This window comes from Methylomonas sp. LL1, assembly GCF_015711015.1.
Taxonomy (GTDB): Bacteria; Pseudomonadota; Gammaproteobacteria; order Methylococcales; family Methylomonadaceae; genus Methylomonas.
Genome location: NZ_CP064653.1, coordinates 2,530,500 through 2,546,956 on the forward strand (window position 1 = coordinate 2,530,500; position 16,457 = coordinate 2,546,956).

Consider the following 16,457-nt stretch of genomic DNA (forward strand, 5'->3'; position numbering starts at 1 on the left):
TCAATCGAAATAATTTGTTGTGAGTACGTGAATCGGTGTTCCGTCTTTGTAAGGAGGTGATCCAGCCCCAGGTTCCCCTAGGGCTACCTTGTTACGACTTCACCCCAGTCATGAATCACAAAGTGGTAAGCGCCCTCCCGAAGGTTAAACTACCTACTTCTTTTGCAACCCACTCCCATGGTGTGACGGGCGGTGTGTACAAGGCCCGGGAACGTATTCACCGCGGCATTCTGATCCGCGATTACTAGCGATTCCGACTTCATGCAGTCGAGTTGCAGACTGCAATCCGGACTAAGATCGGCTTTTTGGGATTTGCTTACTCTCGCGAGTTCGCTGCCCTCTGTACCGACCATTGTAGCACGTGTGTAGCCCTACCCATAAGGGCCATGATGACTTGACGTCGTCCCCACCTTCCTCCGGTTTATCACCGGCAGTCTCCCTAGAGTTCCCGGCATGACCCGCTGGCAACTAAGGATAAGGGTTGCGCTCGTTACGGGACTTAACCCAACATCTCACGACACGAGCTGACGACAGCCATGCAGCACCTGTCTCAGAGTTCCCGAAGGCACTCCACTATCTCTAACAGATTCTCTGGATGTCAAGGGTAGGTAAGGTTCTTCGCGTTGCATCGAATTAAACCACATGCTCCACCGCTTGTGCGGGCCCCCGTCAATTCATTTGAGTTTTAGCCTTGCGGCCGTACTCCCCAGGCGGTCAACTTAATACGTTAGCTCCACCACTAAGTTCTTTAAGAACCCAACGGTTAGTTGACATCGTTTACGGCGTGGACTACCAGGGTATCTAATCCTGTTTGCTACCCACGCTTTCGTACCTCAGCGTCAGTTTTAGTCCAGGGAGCCGCCTTCGCCACTGGTGTTCCTTCAGATCTCTACGCATTTCACCGCTACACCTGAAATTCCACTCCCCTCTACTAAACTCTAGTTGCCCAGTATCAAATGCAGTTCCCAGGTTAAGCCCGGGGCTTTCACATCTGACTTAAACAACCGCCTACGCACGCTTTACGCCCAGTAATTCCGATTAACGCTTGCACCCTCCGTATTACCGCGGCTGCTGGCACGGAGTTAGCCGGTGCTTCTTGTATAGGTAATGTCAGTCTACCGGGTATTAGCCGATAGGTATTCCTTCCTATTGAAAGTGCTTTACAACCCTCAGGCCTTCTTCACACACGCGGTATTGCTGGATCAGGCTTTCGCCCATTGTCCAATATTCCCCACTGCTGCCTCCCGTAGGAGTCTGGGCCGTGTCTCAGTCCCAGTGTGGCTGATCATCCTCTCAGACCAGCTATGGATCGTCGCCTTGGTAGGCCTTTACCCTACCAACTAGCTAATCCAACATAGGCTCATCTATTAGCGCAAGGCCCGAAGGTCCCCTGCTTTCACCCGTAGGTCGTATGCGGTATTAGCGTGAGTTTCCCCACGTTATCCCCCACTAATAGGCAGATTCCTATGCATTACTCACCCGTCCGCCACTCGTCAGCGCCCGAAGGCCTGCTACCGTTCGACTTGCATGTGTTAAGCATACCGCCAGCGTTCAATCTGAGCCATGATCAAACTCTTCAGTTTAATTTTAACTTGATACTAAATAAGATTAGTATCCAATCTTGGCTCGACTACAGAACATCTCTTCTTGCGAATTGACGTGGATTCTGTGTCGACTATTTCTGACAGAAACAGGTCGATCCACATACCCACACAAATTATTTCGATTTAAGTTTTTAAAGAGCCAGGACGTTTCGTCCTGTTGAGCCTATGCATTATACAGCGATTTAAATCGTTGTCAAATTTATTTTTTCAGGTCTTTCGCAAAAACCAACAACCCAAAAATAAAACATAAACCCAACACTAAAAAACACTTACCGCATCAACCAGGGCGCCTTCAACTTCGTTTCCCGTCAACCCTGATGAGCCGCCCATTTTACATCGTTTATTACTCTCGTCAAGCAATTATTTCAATTTTCGCAAATTTACGTTTGCCTACTTGATAAACATGGCTGCTGGACAGGGCTAATATCGCCTTGGGGTCTTCCAGTTTTTCGCCGTCAATCTTCACCGCACCCTGCTTTATCATTCGTAACGCTTCGGAAGTGCTTGCCACTAAACCCGCTTCTTTCAACAGATTAGCTATGGGTAGCCCCTCGCCATCCGTCTTGAGCTGAATTTCCGGCATATCCTCAGGCAATACACCGCGCTGAAAACGGGCTTCAAAATTCTCCAGGGCTTTTTCCGCCGCCTGAAAACCATGAAATCTGGTCACAATTTCCTGACCCAAGCTGACTTTATAATTCCTTGGATTTGCCCCCGCCAGACATTCTTGACGCCATTTTTCGATGTCCGCCATCGGCTTGAAGCTGAGCAACTCAAAATAACGCCACATCAAATCGTCCGAAATCGACATGATCTTGCCGAACATATCATCGGGCGCGTCGGCAATACCTATATAGTTATTGAGCGATTTGGACATTTTTTGCACGCCATCCAGACCTTCCAAAATCGGCATGGTCAAAACCACCTGCGGTTTTTGCCCATTCATCTCCTGCAAATGCCGGCCCATCAGCAAATTAAATTTTTGATCGGTCCCGCCCAACTCGACATCGGCTTTCATCACCACCGAATCATATCCTTGGATCAAGGGATACAAGAACTCATGGATAGCGATAGGCTGCCCTCCTTTATAACGCTTATGAAAATCGTCCCGCTCCAACATTCTGGCAACGGTATGCTTGGCGGCAAGCTGTATCATCTCGGCGCTGGACATCTTGCCCATCCATTCCGAGTTGAATTTAACTTCGGTTTTTTCAGGATCAAGGATCTTGAAAACCTGCTCCTGGTAGGTCTTGGCATTTTCGATCACCATTTCTCGGCTTAAAGGCTGCCGCGTGACATTTTTGCCGGTCGGATCGCCGATCATCGCGGTGAAATCACCAATCAGAAATTGTACCTGGTGACCCGCATCCTGAAATTGCTTGAGCTTATTGATCAACACAGTATGTCCTAGATGCAGATCGGGAGCAGTCGGATCAAAACCGGCCTTGATAATCAGCGGCCGATTTTCTTCCAGCTTTTTAATCAACTCGGCTTCTAATAAAACTTCATCCGCTCCGTATCGCAGCTGGGCCAAGATTTCTTGCAACAATGTCTTCTCCTGAAAATTTAATGTCTGAAATTATTATAAATTATCGATTAGGCCCTTAAAGCCGAAATCCCTTCTCAGTTTTTCCGCACAGGCCCGCGACTAAACGTCAGCCCAGCCAAATCTTGGAAAGATTTAGGCGGTTTCAGCACACAGATATACCGCTTATTTTGTCCCCCCCCTCCCAGACGCCACTCTTATCGCCCACCCCATCAGGACACCGGGTATAACATTAGGCGTAGCACTCAACCCCAACCATTCACCTGCATTGACCGGCGGACAATCGGGCAAAGATTGTGCAGCAAAGCCGCGATTTGCCAGTCCCCTCCTTAGAGGAGTGGAATGAAGCGCGCCGAACTTGATTCTCGTCCTTCTTGACCAAGGCTCGATCGGCATCGACCGCCGACAGGGGATGCGTGCCGCAAAAGTGCTTGGCATCGAACCTCATCGAATGAGTCCGTAATGTACCTATAACGCAGATAAATCGTTAGTTGGAATCGTTTCTACCCAGTCTGGGCAAAGGATTAGCCAGGCCCATCGCGTGACGCGCCAACATTTTTTTGGCAAACGGCAGATGGTCCAGCAAGGTTAGGCCTGTGTTGCGCAACGCGGCCAACGGCAGCCAATCATTGGAAAAAATATGCACGACCTGATTGGTAAATCCTATGGTTTTGCCGTGATCCTGCTGACGCTGTCTGGCGTAATGATTCAACACATCTACCGCGCCAAGGTCTGCCTGGATTTTTTGCCGTTCAATCAACATGTCAGCCAACTGAACGACATCGCGTATCCCCAGATTAAATCCCTGCCCAGCGACCGGATGCAGTTGGTGCGCCGCGTTACCGACGATCACGGCCCGTCCCGACACCATACTGTCGGCGCGAATCAGGCTAAGCGGGAAAGCCCGCCTCGGCGCAACCAACTTTAACGCGCCCAACCTATAGCCGAAACACTCTTGTAATTCGGCCATAAACTCGGCTTCGCCGCTGTTCATCAGAGTTTCGGCCTGTTCATGTTTTCGGGTCCACACCACCGACAACTGTTTCCCGGCAACCGGCAACAAGGCCAGTGGCCCTTGCTCGGTAAAACGCTCATAAGCCGTATTATGATGCGGCAGCGTCGCTTGCACGGTGGTCACCAATGCGGTCTGGCCGTATTCGGTGACATGCTGTGGAATATCCAGCAATTTACGCACCGTCGATTGCCCGCCGTCGGCACCGACCAACAATTGTCCCGATATATTCAGTGATTGGCCTTGCTGTTTTAGACTGACGTTAATTGCCTCACGACCGGACATCAAGCCGGCAACCCGGGTTTCATATAAACAAGTAACAGCCGTTTGCTCAACCAAATTAGCCAGATGCTCTTCAATATGCCGCGCGGCAATCACATAACCCAGCGCGTCGACGCCCTGCTCCGTCGCCGCCAACCGGGTCTTGCCGAAATGGCCACGATCCGAAATATGAATGTTTTTGATCGCGCTAGCCTTGTCCGCCACACCTTCCCAGGCCTCGAGTCCCCGCAGCAATTCCACGGTACCCGCCGCTAGCGCCAAAGCCCGATCACCCGAGGGTGAATTGCGTAATTGCTCGCGACTAGAGGCTTCGACGACGGCGATACTCATACCGCGGTCTTTCAGTGCCAGCGCCAGGCAATTACCGGCCAGACCGGCACCCACGATGATCAAGTCGTAATGAGTTTGCATTTAACCGCCCAGCATCAACGCTTCGATATCCGCGACACTTTTCGGCACGCCATGGGTCAGGATTTCGTGGCCATCCTTGGTTACCAGCACATCGTCCTCGATCCGGATGCCGATGCCACGCCATTGTTTGTCAACGCTCTCACAATCGGCCGGCACATACAAACCCGGCTCGACGGTCAGAACCATGCCCGGTTCCAACAAACGCCACTCGTCCTTGATTTTATAATCGCCGACATCGTGTACATCCATACCCAGCCAGTGGCCGATACGATGCATGTAAAACTGTTTGTATTTTTCATCCTTGATCAGCTTTTTGACCCGTCCTTTCAGCAAACCTAGCGTTACCAAACCTTTGGTCAACACCTCCACCGAAGCTTCATGCGCCTTGTTCCAGGCAATGCCCGGTTGAATCTGTTCCAGTGCCGCCGCCTGGGCATCCAACACCAATTGATACAGTAATTTTTGCGGTTCGCTGAATTTACCCGATACCGGAAAAGTACGCGTAATGTCGGCGGCATAATGATCACACTCAACCCCGGCATCGATCAGCAACAAATCACCTTTTTGCAGCTTGTCTTTATTTTCGATGTAATGCAGCACGCAGGCATTTTTGCCGCCGGCCACAATGGACGGATAAGCCACCGCCCGCAGGCCGTCTTGAATGAACTCATGCACTAATTCAGCTTCGACCTGGTATTCGTACAAACCCGGCTTGCAGGCTTTCATCGCCCGTACATGCGCGCGCGCGGAAATCTCGCCGGCGCGCCGCATCAGCTTCAATTCTTCCGAAGTTTTAAACAGGCGCATTTCGTGGACGATGTGCTCCAACGATACTAATTCACCGGGGGCGGTGACGCCGCTTCGCGATTGCTTACGAATATGATTAATCCACTCCAGCAACTTGTGATCCAGCTCGCTGTCCTTGCCCATCGGGTAAAACACTTTGCCTTTGTTTTCCAACATGCCGGGCAGGATGTCGTCCATGTCGTCGATCGGGAACGAATCATCGGCCTCGTAATGTTTGGTGGCGCCTTCCAGACCGGCATGCGCGCCTTCCCACAAGGCTTTTTGCTGATCGAACTCGCGGCAAAACAACACGTACTCGCCCTGCTCGCGGCCGGGAATAAACACCGCCAGCGAGTCGGCTTCATTAAAGCCGGTCAGGTAGTAAAAATCGCTATCCTGGCGATAAGGGTAATGTACGTCGCGGTTGCGGGTTTGATGAGGAGCGCTGGCGATGATGGCGATATTGCCCTTGCCGATGTGTTTCATCAAAATGGCGCGGCGCTTCTTAAACTCGACTTGTTTCATCTGCTCCCCCGTCAGTGTATTTGCGCGTCTTTGTTGTCGGCAAACTGGTCGCGAACGGTCAGCACCGCTGCGCGCACATATTCGTGAAGTTCTATTAACGCCGCCTCGTCCTCCTCGCCTTCCACGTCGCTATCAATTTTGGTCAGCTCTATCATGTCGCGCATCACTTCCGCGCTATCGCCCGGCCATTCGGCGCTGGTTTGGGCATAGCCGACGCCGAACAAAAAGCCCTGACACCAGCCACGCAAGGCTTCAACTTGATCGCCTAGCCGCTCATCTTCATCCGGCAACAATAAATCAAAACTGAATTCCTCGGTTTCAGGATCGAGCAACTCCCGGGTACGATCGAATAAAGACAACATCAAGGCCTTATCGTCATCGATTAAATCGTTTTCATCGGCGAATAACTCATGCAGCCAATTGGCGGCATCGACCCTAACCTCGACACACAACATGCCCACCGCGATGCCATGGGCTTCGGATGCCCCCATGTCCGCATCGTATTTTTCCAAAATTGCATTTACTGCCTGATACATGGCTAACCCGTAGTTTCCTGCTGTCATTAAGCTGTTTAAAACTGGCGCTTATGCTAACATTGTTCGCCATTTTGGATGATTTTAATGTCGTATCGGCCAACACTCCGCCATGTCCCAATCAGAAAAAGACCCATCAACCGAATTGACAGCGCTGGAAGAGAAACTGGACACGCTGATTGCGCAATACAACCAGATTCAAAGCGAAAACAAATCGCTAAAAGTTAAACAAGATGCACTGGTAAAAGAAAAAGCCAAACTATTGGAAAAAACCACCCAGGCCAAAGCGCGCGTTGAAGCGATGATTGCCCGCCTGAAAGCAATGGAACACGATTCATGAGCAAATCCATTCAACCGGTGTCGCTGAACATTCTGGGCAAGGAATACAAGATTGCCTGCGCCCAGGAAGAACACGAAGGATTGATACGCACCGCGCAGGAGCTCGACAGGCAAATGCGCAAGATTCGCGACACGGGCAAGGTTGCGGGCGCCGAACGAATTGCGGTACTGGCCGCATTGAACTTAGCTCACGACACCAGCGCCGGCAAAAACAATCCCGATAACACTGAGTTTTGCAAACGCCTGACCGATTTACGCCTAAAAATAGAAAACGTTTTAGAAAATCGCTGAATCCGTTTAGAATATGCAGCCTTCTCCTGCAGCGTTCGAGCAGTGCTGGGTGTTTCCTGAACCTGTTTTTACCCCGGAAACTTTTTGCCATTCATGGTGTGCATGCCTGTTTATTCAGGAAGCCTGATTGATTGGATTTGGTTTCCACTTGAACCTTCGGTTCAAGGACGAAAGCACGAGACGGCGCAGGCGGGAGATCTCATTTTCAATCGCGGGCTTGGCCTTGTAGCTAATCCCGCCGATGTATGCTGACATCCTGGCGCATGGCCGCAAAACGCCGCCGATCCGATTCCGACGGAAACCTCATGAATGCTGCCCGATGTTGTGCCATCGCCGCGACAAATACTCGCCACAACTCTGGTTGACAAGGTGGCTCCGAAAACGTTTCCCGCTCTTCGTTACTTTCACCAGCCGGCATATAAGCCAGAAACTCCGCGACACGCTCGCCAAAAGCATAATATATACTCGCCAGTGCCACCAGTTGCGCCTCCCAATGCCTATCTTGAACGTCGGCGAATTCCCGGCTGGCAAAATAGCGCAATTGATTGACGAAAGACTTCACATTCCTAGGCGTTGGATTGGCCAATGTGATCAACTCATGCCAAATTGCCAATGCAATGGTAAAGGTGTCCGAATCATCGCCCGCTTCCGGCCCGAGCAAGCGCAACTTCAGGCGAAAAAATAACGGTTTCAGCCAGGATAATCCGTCTGTCTCCAGCCAGTTGGCATGGCTTAGCAACCAGAACATTCCGATCACAATCACCAGCAATACCAACAACGACCACGACAACCAAGACAATTGCTCGTCTCTGCTGACACCCGGCCTAAACGGCGTGCCTCCGGCCGGCTGTAGATTATTTTCCAAGGATATTGCTACTTGATTATTGACGATACCGACTTCGGCTAACGGGCTATCGGCAACGACCGAATGATCGGCGACGCTTTCCTGTTCCCAATCGGTCAAAGACCAAAAGCCGCCGCCCGAGAGCGCGCCAACCACCAGCGCCAATATCAACAACACCCAGGCCAGCGATTTGCCGGCAATGGCCGAGATTGTATTCAGACGTTGCTCGGCCCGCTCCAGCCGTTGCATACTCTCTTCTTCCGCGTCCAGTCCGAGCGCCGAGATCTGCCCGTTCAACAACGCCAATACCTGCTCCGGCTTGGGCTTGGGAACCGGCACTTCAATATGAATCAGCTTTTGCAAATAGTGCCTAGCAAACCAGCTTTGGCCGGCATTTTGCCCATGAGCACCGTCGTTTCCATTCAACACATCGGCCTCATGCACGGCCCTGGCGACCTCCTGGAAACTCAACGTGATATTGGCCAACACATACCGTGGCGCCATGCCCAACACCATGAACAACTCGCCCGAACTGGCCAGAAAATTGGTGATTTCCAGCACCTGCCGGGTATGTTCGCGATCGCAACGATCCAGATCGTCAATGAACAGCACTAGCCGCCGCTTTCCCAATACCGTCGTGATACGCTGAAAATGCTTTTCGAATAATACCCGCGTCCCGACCGGCTCGGTCGGCGATGGCACTGTGCCAGCCATACTCAAAACACTCTGAACCACTTTTGCCGGCGCCAAGCCAATTAATCCCATGCCTTTTACCGCCAGCAAGGTCATGATCGCAAACAGCGCCGACAGCCACTTCATCAGCGAGGCCGGAAACGGTAATGGAAAGTCGGGACGCAAGTGTTCGATAGCCTTTAACAAGGGCACTTCATTTTCAAGCGTCAATTCCAAACCCAGGGTTTGCTCCACTCTTTCCAGCCACTGGCCGGGATCGGCAAAACAAGGTTGAAGCTGACGATTTTCACATTTCAGCATATCGCCATTACGACTGGCATCGCTGACCAAGATTTTCAATCGGTCGCAGTTTCCCCGGCTAAACAGCGCTTGCCCGGCATTTTGTATATCCGTCGACGAACTAGCGCCCATCACCCCCGGCCTGGCACATAAGCTGTCATAACCTGTTTGGCTTAGCATGACCGGCTGTTTGATGCCCATTAAATACAACGCATAATGCACCACCTGCTCACGCTGCCGATCGTGGTTATATAGCCAGCATCCAGAAAAAGTCAGTGTAAAAACCAGCGACAGCAGCAATAGCCGCACCCATGGATTGCGTATCCACAATAAGCGCAACCGAAACCAGCCGCCGTTCAGCGTCCACCATGGACCGATGGCCTGTTTATGAATATTGGTAAGAATCGAGGCCAGCACGTTTTGTTCCTCGCGGTGGTGCCAGGCATTAAACCAGACCGGAGTCAGCCCCTGCCGCCGCAGGCCCGCGAACAAATAATTCATCACCGAACTTTTGCCGCTACCCCATTCCCCGGTAATGGCGATAGTAATCGGCGGCTGAGTATGTTGATTGGTCAAAAACCGGGTTAGTCCGGCCGCGATTTTGCGGGCACCCAACAAATCCACGCTGCCGGGATCAACCGGCTTATCGGTAATCACTCGCTTCACGATACTGTCCGACGGTTTTGGCTGATTGGGCCGTTTTGTGCCGACTAATAGCGCTGCGGCCCAGCATGACATGAACAATATAATATCCAGATACCACCAAGGCGCCGGATAGCCATGATAGGCTTCTTCCTTTGCCTCGTCGTCGATCGCCATCCCCGCCCGGCTTTGCCGATACCAGCCTCGACCGCCGTTATCCGTTTTTAAAATAACACCCTGAGCTCCCACCGCCCAACCCTGGTTGGCATCGCTGAAAGCCACGCCGGCCAGCCTGCTTTGAACGCCACTGGCTTGTAAACGCCAGTCCCGGCTCCCCTGTTGATAGGCTAAAATCAGACCAGCGTCGCCCACTGCCCATCCATGCCGGGCATCACTGAAATCGATTGCAAACAGATTAACCTGGCCATCCACCGTTCGCCCTTGCCAATTGTCTTGTCCCTTAGCTCCGGCAAGCATGAGACCTTGATCACCCACCAGCCAACTGTCTCCGCGGTCATTGACGAATACACCTCTCAGCGTTTCCTTGACCAAAGCGGGTTGCGGCCGCCAACCTTGCGCATTACCCAGAAATTGCAAAACCTGGCCATACTCCCCCACCGCCCAGCCCTTGCCGGCTTCGTTGACATAGACACCGTGGATTGCCGACTGGCTATCCGTACTTTGTTGCCGCCATTCCCGTTCACCAATCAAGGAAAGAATGACACCCCGGTCTCCCACCGCCCAACCCTGCCCGCTACGATTGAACCTTACATCCCTTAGCGTAACGGCAACCGGGCTGGGTTGCCGCGACCAACTTTTACCGCCATCACGGGTGGCGAGAATCAAGCCGTTTTCCCCGACAACCCAGCCCCGCTCGGCATCCTGAAAAAAAATGCCATGTAAAGTGAGATTAAATTCGGACGGCTCCTGAAACGATTTGCCTTCATACGACGGATTGGCGGGCGGAGTGACTTCGGTCGAATTTGACTGGCTGTTCCGCAGCGAGCCGTCCAATTGATTGAGAGGCTCGGGCGATTGCAACAATTGCTGTTTTCGGGAATTAGCATCCAACTGGTTTCCTGAAATTGGTGGGGCATTACTCGGTTCAGGCCCACCGGCCCAAGCGGGCTTGAATGGGCTGAAAAAACCGTTTTCGGATTGCAATGCTGAATTATTGCCGGCGACCTCCTGTTTATGCCAGCTCAATCCGCCGTCGCCCGTATGCACGATCAGTCCCTTATCGCCGACGGCCCAGACCCGCCTGCCATCGGCCAATGCAAACACGTCGTTTAATCCGGCGCCTATTTGCGGCAAGCGCAGATAGGCGTTTTTTTCCAGCGGATAACCCCAAAAATCCCAACTAAAAATACCGGGTGGCGCGCGATAGGCATCAGGATGTGGCGCTTGCCAAGCTATGCCCCAAATCGCCAGGGCCAGAAACATGACAGCCAAAAAACTCAGCAACCCCAACAGGTGTTGTTTCAAATCAAGCCAAAATTTAATGTCGGCTCTATCGTTTGGCTGTTTATCCATCGCCTCCCCCTCGAATCGATTACGGCAACAATGACCGATCCAGTATAGACCTTCGCTCGGATAGCTTTGGGCAAGCGACCCAAATCCGTAGCCGAGGATGAATGGCTTCAATAATCCACGATTTAGGCCGGTAACGGGCTCAATCCCCCGGCCGCTCGCTTGGCGCGCACTATTATGAATAGTCTTTTTGCCGTTCAATCGCCGCCAACGCTCTTAGCTGAGCGATCACATGTTGCAATATCTCCGAATCGCTATCGCGCGGCGAAACCATATAGGCCGGCAGCGTGAATCGCGGACTTTCGGCCACATGAAACAACTTGCCGGCCGCAAGCCACGGTTCGGCCAGCCGGATAGGCAAAAAGCAGGAACCGCCATTACGCAACACCAGTTGCACCGCCAACCAGCCGATATTCACCACCTGCGCCGGTCGCTCCAGATTCGGGTAGTGATTGCCGTGCTGGGCATAGAATCCCGGCCCCCAGTCCACATAAATATAATCATCGTTCGGCCACGGCCGGTCCGGATCACTACTCAACAACACCAGCGTTTCGTCGAATAAATGCTCGACCTGTAAACCGGGACTGTGCTGCGGCGTATACATCATGCCGATGTCCAGGCCGCCTTCGATCAGGCCACGCATCAAATCCTCCTCAAAACCGATCTCGCTACGGATCGAGAGATCCGGCGCCTGCCTGCGCAACACACCTATCCATTCCGGCAGCAGACTTTCCCAAAGCGCAATCCGCGCGCCGATGGAAATACTGGAACGAAATCGGCTGGGCAGACCGATGTCATGCCGCGCCTGCTCCAGCGTCAGCAACAACGATTTGGCGTGCCGCATGAAGCGTTTGCCTTGCAAGGTCAAACTCGCCCCGGCTCGATTGCGCACGAACAACGGCACGCCTAGATAACTCTCCAGCCGTTGAATACGCATGCTGACGGTCGATTGCGTTACATACAACCGATTAGCGGCTTCCTGAAAACTGCCGTTGGCGGCAACGCTTAAAAAAGTTCTGATCTGATCAATGTCCATGTTTTTGGTATCGGATTTATCGATATTAAAGTTCAATAAATGTCGTTTGCCTTATATAAAAACACAAACTATAGTGAATCGCTACTGAGTCAGCCAAATCTTTGCCAAGCCCCCTACCCCATACCAACGGAGAAGCCAGATGAAACAAAGGCCATCCATGACGGGAGCCGTCGCCATTCATCCCGAATTATCAAAACCACCTCGGCATCTTCCGATCCAAAAATCGGGCATCTGGCTGATACTCATCACGCTGTTAAACGCTTGTTGGGCGCCGACGCTGAAACCGCCCGCCGCCGAACTCGGCAAACTGCGGTCACTACTGATCGTGCCGGTCGAATCGCCGCCGCTGGAAGTGTTTCCGGACCCGCTCGAACATCGAATACCGGCCTATCGTCATTATCAAAACATGGCGATGCCGGTCGCCCTTCGGACAAATCGCTACCGGAATGCGGCCGGTATCGTTATCGCCGGCTTGATCAGCCAGGACGACACTCAAAATACGCCGATAGAACAAGACGATACGGCGCCGCGAATGGCACTGGCCGCCGAAACCGAACCGGAATGGACACCGGCGCGCGCGATGGCGCAACTGGCCCAAGCCTGGCTGGCCGCGCGGCAAGTCAACGCCAGCCTTGGCCGGGATTTTTATCCGCTACCGATGGCCGCCGGCGAACGCAACGCCAATTTGAATCACTGGCATGACGCCATCCAGGTCTGGTATGCCCTGGACCTGTCACCCGCCGACTATCGACTAACGGGTAATGCCGATGCGGTATTGGAAGTCGGCATTGGCGGCTATCGAATCTTCGAAGGCCAAACTTCGCTTCAGCTCCTGTTGAAGCTGATCAATCCCGCGACTCACCGGGTCATCGCCCGCGCTCGCGCCGAGACCTTTATGGTCGACGATGCCGCGTTGGCCTCGCTGGATTCCGATAGCCTAGCCTTCAAAAGAAGGATCGCCGAAATGGGTACTCGTTTATTGAATCAGGCCTTGAGCGACATCGGCTGGCCCGAGGCCTCCACGCCCGAGCCGGTCGCCGCACGATGAACACCGTCCTCGGTAAACGACTGCGCGGCTGGCGCTTCCTGCTGTTCAATTTTTGCCTGGGTGTCAGCCACGCGCTGGTGATTTTCAACGCCGGCGCCTATATCGCAATGTTGCCGCGCGTGGCCGGCGGCTTGGGTATTCCGCTCAGTTTCGCGGCCTGGACCCAGACCGATTACATGATCGGCCTGGCGCTGGCCTTCCCGGTTGGCGGCTGGCTGGCGCGGCGATTCGGCGAATACAGGCCCTTCGTGCTGGCTTTTGTGATTTTTGCCTTGACCTCCTGGGTCTGCGCCGAGGCTACTCATTTTTACGGTTATCTGGCGGCTCGCATCCTGCTGGGTTTTTCCGGCGGCCTGACATTACCGCTGGGACAGGCACTACTGATCAAGGAATACCCGGATAAACACAAATCCATAGGCACCGGCGTCTGGAGCCTGTTTACCCTGACCCCGTTCACGCTAGGTCCGCCATTGGGCGGCTGGATCGCCGACACATTGGGTTGGCGCTGGCTGTTCTGGTTCAACATTCCGCTAGCGCTAACGATTGCCGGCGTCGTCGGCGCCTTGTTGTACCGGCGCGGCGGCCCACGGCAACGGCACCGTTTCGACGGCGTCGGTTTCGTCCTGCTCGGTTTGGCGTTGCTGGGCTTACAAACCCTTCTAAATCAGGGTAACGACTGGGACTGGCTTAATTCCAGCTATCTGGTCGGCCTCGCCATTTTCGTGACCGCCGTACTGGGTTACTGGGTGATATGGGAACTGAGCCTACGCCGTCCATTTTTGGATATTCGGCTGTTCGCCCGGCGCAACTTCACGATTGGCATAGTGGCGCTGTTGTTCGGGTTTTTGATGTTTCAAGGCTTGCTGTCGATGTTGATCGTGCAGTTACAAACGACGCTGGGTTATTCCTCGCTGCTGGCCGGACTGGTATTTCTGCCGATGGCGATTTTCGCCAAACCAATGGCCGGCGTATTCCACGAAATTGTCAAACGCTACGACGCCCGCCTGCTGGCCAGCGCCAATCTACTCGGTTTCGCGCTGTGTTATTTCTGGCTGAGCCGCTTCGACGACCCGGATGCATTCGACCAGCTATTTTGGCCCAAGCTGCTGGAGGGCGTTTGTCTAGGCGGTTTTTTCGTGCCGCTAACCACCTTGCTGCTGCATGGCCTAGCGCCGGAAAGGCAGTGGCGAGCGCTGGAACTGGCTAGCCTGATGCGCATCGCCGCCGGAGCAATCGGCATCGCCTTGCAAGGCATCATACTCTACCGCCGCGCGCCGCTACACATGACCCGTTTCGCCGAAAATCATGTCGCTTTCGGTGCGGCTCCCCTGGACCTACAAACCTTAAACGAAGCCGAAGCCTTCGCCAAATTCGCCAAGCTGGCCGGACGGGCCGAGATGATACACAGCCTCAACGACGCCTTCTGGCTGGCCGGTTGCGCCTTCGTGGGGCTGGCAATACTGGTCTGGTTCGCTCACCCGACCCGGACACCGGTCAAGATTAGCTCGCGCGAAGACTTGCGCCGCGAGCAACAAGAAATCGTGGTCGAGGAAGCCTGATGCGGATTTGGCCTGTTTCCGTTAAGGAGGTTTCGCGTCAGGTAACGCGCGTCGTCGATCGTTTGACTATCTCGGCGCTTATCCCGTTTATGGTCGGCTGCGCTTGGTTCGGCGAGGACAGCCAGCGCGCGTCGATAATGGCCATGCCCGAAATGAGCGAAACTCTAAAATCGGCACGCGCCGAATTAACAAGCAGTGCGCAATGGCCGCAACAGGACTGGTGGGCCGTGTTCGCCGATCCCAGCCTGAACCGTCTGATCGAAACCGCCCTAGCCGGTAACCCGGACTTCAAGGCCGCCGAGGCCAGGTTGCGGCAATCGCAGGCATTGGTCGATGCCCAAGCGGCGGAGTTATACCCCACCGTCGTCGCCAATGTCGGCTTCAGCGCCCAGCGCTATTCAGCCAACAGCGTTCAGGCCAAATTCGCCGGCGAGGATTTTCGGCAATTGCTTGTCAATCCATTACTGCTGCGCTATCACCTGGATTTTTGGGGCCAGGATCGGGCGGCATTGCAAGCGGCGGTCGGCCGTTCGCTGGCGGTAGCCGCCGAACTGGCCGATGCCCGGATGTTACTGGCCGCCACGGTAGCGGCTGCCTATTTCGATTTGCGGGCCGCGAACGACAAACTGGCGCTTGCCGAGCATATCGCCGTCGACCGGGAAGCCTTGTCAACACTGGAACAATCCAGACTCACCAATGGGCTGAGCAATCAGGAGCCTCTGCTGCGGGCACGGATGGAATGGCATGCCGCTCGACAACGCCTAGCCGGTATCCGCGCCGAAATCGAATTGCATAAAAATCTGCTGGCGGCTCTGGCCGGCCAAGGCAGCGATTGGGGCCGAACCCTACAAGTCGAAGCCGGCATGACGCCACAGCAAATTCCGCTACCAACCGACCTACCGCTACGCCTGCTGGCACGGCGACCGGATTTGACCGCCGCCCGGCTGCATGCCGAGGCCGCCGCCGAGGAAATAAAGGTCGCCGAAACGGCGTTCTACCCCGACGTCAACCTGATCGCCTTCACCGGCCTGCACAGCGTCAGTCTAACCGACATCCTGTTGCAAGGCTCCAGTCTGGCTTACGCAGTCGGCCCGTCGATCGAATTACCGCTATTCGAAGGCGGCCGCTTGCGCGCTAATCTGAGCCACCGTCAAGCTGCCTACGATGCCGCCGTCGAACGTTATAACGCCGGCTTGGTGCATGCGGTACAGGAAGTGGCCGACGCGTTGAACCGCTGGCGCGAACTAGAAACTCGTCTTGCCGAGCAACGGCACAGTCTGGCCGACGCCGAGCAAAATCACCGGCTTAGCGAGACACTAAACCGCACCGGCCTTGGCGACCGCGCGCAACCGCTGCGGACTCGCATCGATGAAAACCGCGAGCGGCTACATTTGCTGTCGCTGGAGGCCGAACGGCGCAAGGCCGCTGTCCTCATCATCAAGGCCTTGGGCGGCGGTTATGACCAAGCGATCAATGCCCGCACTTCAACTCCATAAA

At 54.0% G+C, this 16,457-nt stretch carries 11 protein-coding genes, 1 rRNA gene and 1 other RNA gene; 6 read left to right on the top strand and 7 right to left on the bottom strand.

What is annotated here, in order from left to right; all coding sequences use genetic code 11:
* Positions 1 to 49 precede the first annotated feature (49 nt).
* The 5 genes from IVG45_RS11775 to IVG45_RS11795 form a co-directional block, all read right to left on the bottom strand.
* Positions 50 to 1,583, bottom strand: a 16S ribosomal RNA gene (locus IVG45_RS11775).
* A 373-nt stretch (positions 1,584 to 1,956) separates the two neighbouring features.
* Complete coding sequence (tyrS, locus tag IVG45_RS11780) at positions 1,957 to 3,150, bottom strand: tyrosine--tRNA ligase (protein ID WP_196438004.1); 1,194 nt, start codon at positions 3,148 to 3,150, stop codon at positions 1,957 to 1,959.
* A 487-nt stretch (positions 3,151 to 3,637) separates the two neighbouring features.
* Positions 3,638 to 4,855 carry a 2-octaprenyl-6-methoxyphenyl hydroxylase gene (gene ubiH, locus IVG45_RS11785; RefSeq protein ID WP_196434035.1) on the bottom strand — a complete coding sequence of 406 codons (1,218 nt, stop codon included), beginning with the start codon at positions 4,853 to 4,855 and terminating at the stop codon, positions 3,638 to 3,640.
* Positions 4,856 to 6,166 carry a Xaa-Pro aminopeptidase gene (pepP, locus tag IVG45_RS11790; RefSeq protein WP_196434036.1) on the bottom strand — a complete coding sequence of 437 codons (1,311 nt, stop codon included), beginning with the start codon at positions 6,164 to 6,166 and terminating at the stop codon, positions 4,856 to 4,858.
* 11 nt (positions 6,167 to 6,177) lie between these two features.
* The gene (locus IVG45_RS11795; protein ID WP_196434037.1) at positions 6,178 to 6,702 is read right to left on the bottom strand and encodes a UPF0149 family protein; all 525 of its coding nucleotides are present in this window, start codon (positions 6,700 to 6,702) and stop codon (positions 6,178 to 6,180) included.
* A gap of 109 nt (positions 6,703 to 6,811) precedes the next feature.
* On the opposite strand from IVG45_RS11795, the gene IVG45_RS11800 reads away from it, so the two are divergent.
* The 3 genes from IVG45_RS11800 (at position 6,812) to ssrS (ending at position 7,529) form a co-directional block, all read left to right on the top strand.
* Positions 6,812 to 7,039, top strand: coding sequence for a TIGR02449 family protein (locus IVG45_RS11800; RefSeq protein WP_196434038.1), 228 nt, complete (start codon positions 6,812 to 6,814; stop codon positions 7,037 to 7,039).
* Positions 7,036 to 7,329 (top strand): cell division protein ZapA, encoded by a 294-nt coding sequence (locus IVG45_RS11805; RefSeq protein ID WP_196434039.1) that lies wholly within the window; start codon positions 7,036 to 7,038, stop codon positions 7,327 to 7,329. Before IVG45_RS11800 ends, IVG45_RS11805 begins: the two co-directional genes overlap by 4 nt.
* Before the next feature lie 20 nt (positions 7,330 to 7,349).
* Positions 7,350 to 7,529, top strand: a non-coding RNA gene (ssrS, locus tag IVG45_RS11810) — 6S RNA.
* A gap of 29 nt (positions 7,530 to 7,558) precedes the next feature.
* On the opposite strand, the gene IVG45_RS11815 is transcribed toward ssrS, so the two are convergent.
* Together IVG45_RS11815 and IVG45_RS11820 are read right to left on the bottom strand one after the other, a co-directional pair.
* Positions 7,559 to 11,320, bottom strand: coding sequence for a P-loop NTPase fold protein (locus IVG45_RS11815; RefSeq protein WP_196434040.1), 3,762 nt, complete (start codon positions 11,318 to 11,320; stop codon positions 7,559 to 7,561).
* Between the two features lie 172 nt (positions 11,321 to 11,492).
* Entirely contained in the window at positions 11,493 to 12,389 is an 897-nt protein-coding gene (locus tag IVG45_RS11820) for a LysR family transcriptional regulator (RefSeq protein WP_230874555.1), read from the bottom strand.
* A 103-nt stretch (positions 12,390 to 12,492) separates the two neighbouring features.
* On the opposite strand from IVG45_RS11820, the gene IVG45_RS11825 reads away from it, so the two are divergent.
* The 3 genes from IVG45_RS11825 to IVG45_RS11835 are packed head-to-tail and all read left to right on the top strand — an operon-like array spanning position 12,493 to position 16,456.
* Complete coding sequence (locus tag IVG45_RS11825; protein WP_196434041.1) at positions 12,493 to 13,401, top strand: hypothetical protein; 909 nt, start codon at positions 12,493 to 12,495, stop codon at positions 13,399 to 13,401.
* Positions 13,398 to 14,960: a DHA2 family efflux MFS transporter permease subunit gene (locus IVG45_RS11830; RefSeq protein ID WP_196434042.1), complete on the top strand. Its 1,563-nt coding sequence runs from the start codon at positions 13,398 to 13,400 to the stop codon at positions 14,958 to 14,960. Before IVG45_RS11825 ends, IVG45_RS11830 begins: the two co-directional genes overlap by 4 nt.
* Positions 14,960 to 16,456, top strand: coding sequence for an efflux transporter outer membrane subunit (locus IVG45_RS11835; protein ID WP_230874556.1), 1,497 nt, complete (start codon positions 14,960 to 14,962; stop codon positions 16,454 to 16,456). The genes IVG45_RS11830 and IVG45_RS11835 overlap by 1 nt, the downstream gene beginning before the upstream one ends.
* Position 16,457: the final 1 nt, after the last annotated feature.

Excerpts from the sequence above, each read along its gene's own strand:
- ubiH (WP_196434035.1), bottom strand. The coding sequence starts at position 4,855 with ATGCAAACTCATTACGACTTGATCATCGTGGGTGCCGGTCTGGCCGGT.
- pepP (WP_196434036.1), bottom strand. The coding sequence starts at position 6,166 with ATGAAACAAGTCGAGTTTAAGAAGCGCCGCGCCATTTTGATGAAACAC.
- IVG45_RS11795 (WP_196434037.1), bottom strand. The coding sequence starts at position 6,702 with ATGTATCAGGCAGTAAATGCAATTTTGGAAAAATACGATGCGGACATG.
- IVG45_RS11800 (WP_196434038.1), top strand. The coding sequence starts at position 6,812 with ATGTCCCAATCAGAAAAAGACCCATCAACCGAATTGACAGCGCTGGAA.
- IVG45_RS11805 (WP_196434039.1), top strand. The coding sequence starts at position 7,036 with ATGAGCAAATCCATTCAACCGGTGTCGCTGAACATTCTGGGCAAGGAA.
- IVG45_RS11815 (WP_196434040.1), bottom strand. The coding sequence starts at position 11,320 with ATGGATAAACAGCCAAACGATAGAGCCGACATTAAATTTTGGCTTGAT.
- IVG45_RS11825 (WP_196434041.1), top strand. The coding sequence starts at position 12,493 with ATGAAACAAAGGCCATCCATGACGGGAGCCGTCGCCATTCATCCCGAA.
- IVG45_RS11830 (WP_196434042.1), top strand. The coding sequence starts at position 13,398 with ATGAACACCGTCCTCGGTAAACGACTGCGCGGCTGGCGCTTCCTGCTG.
- IVG45_RS11835 (WP_230874556.1), top strand. The coding sequence starts at position 14,960 with ATGCGGATTTGGCCTGTTTCCGTTAAGGAGGTTTCGCGTCAGGTAACG.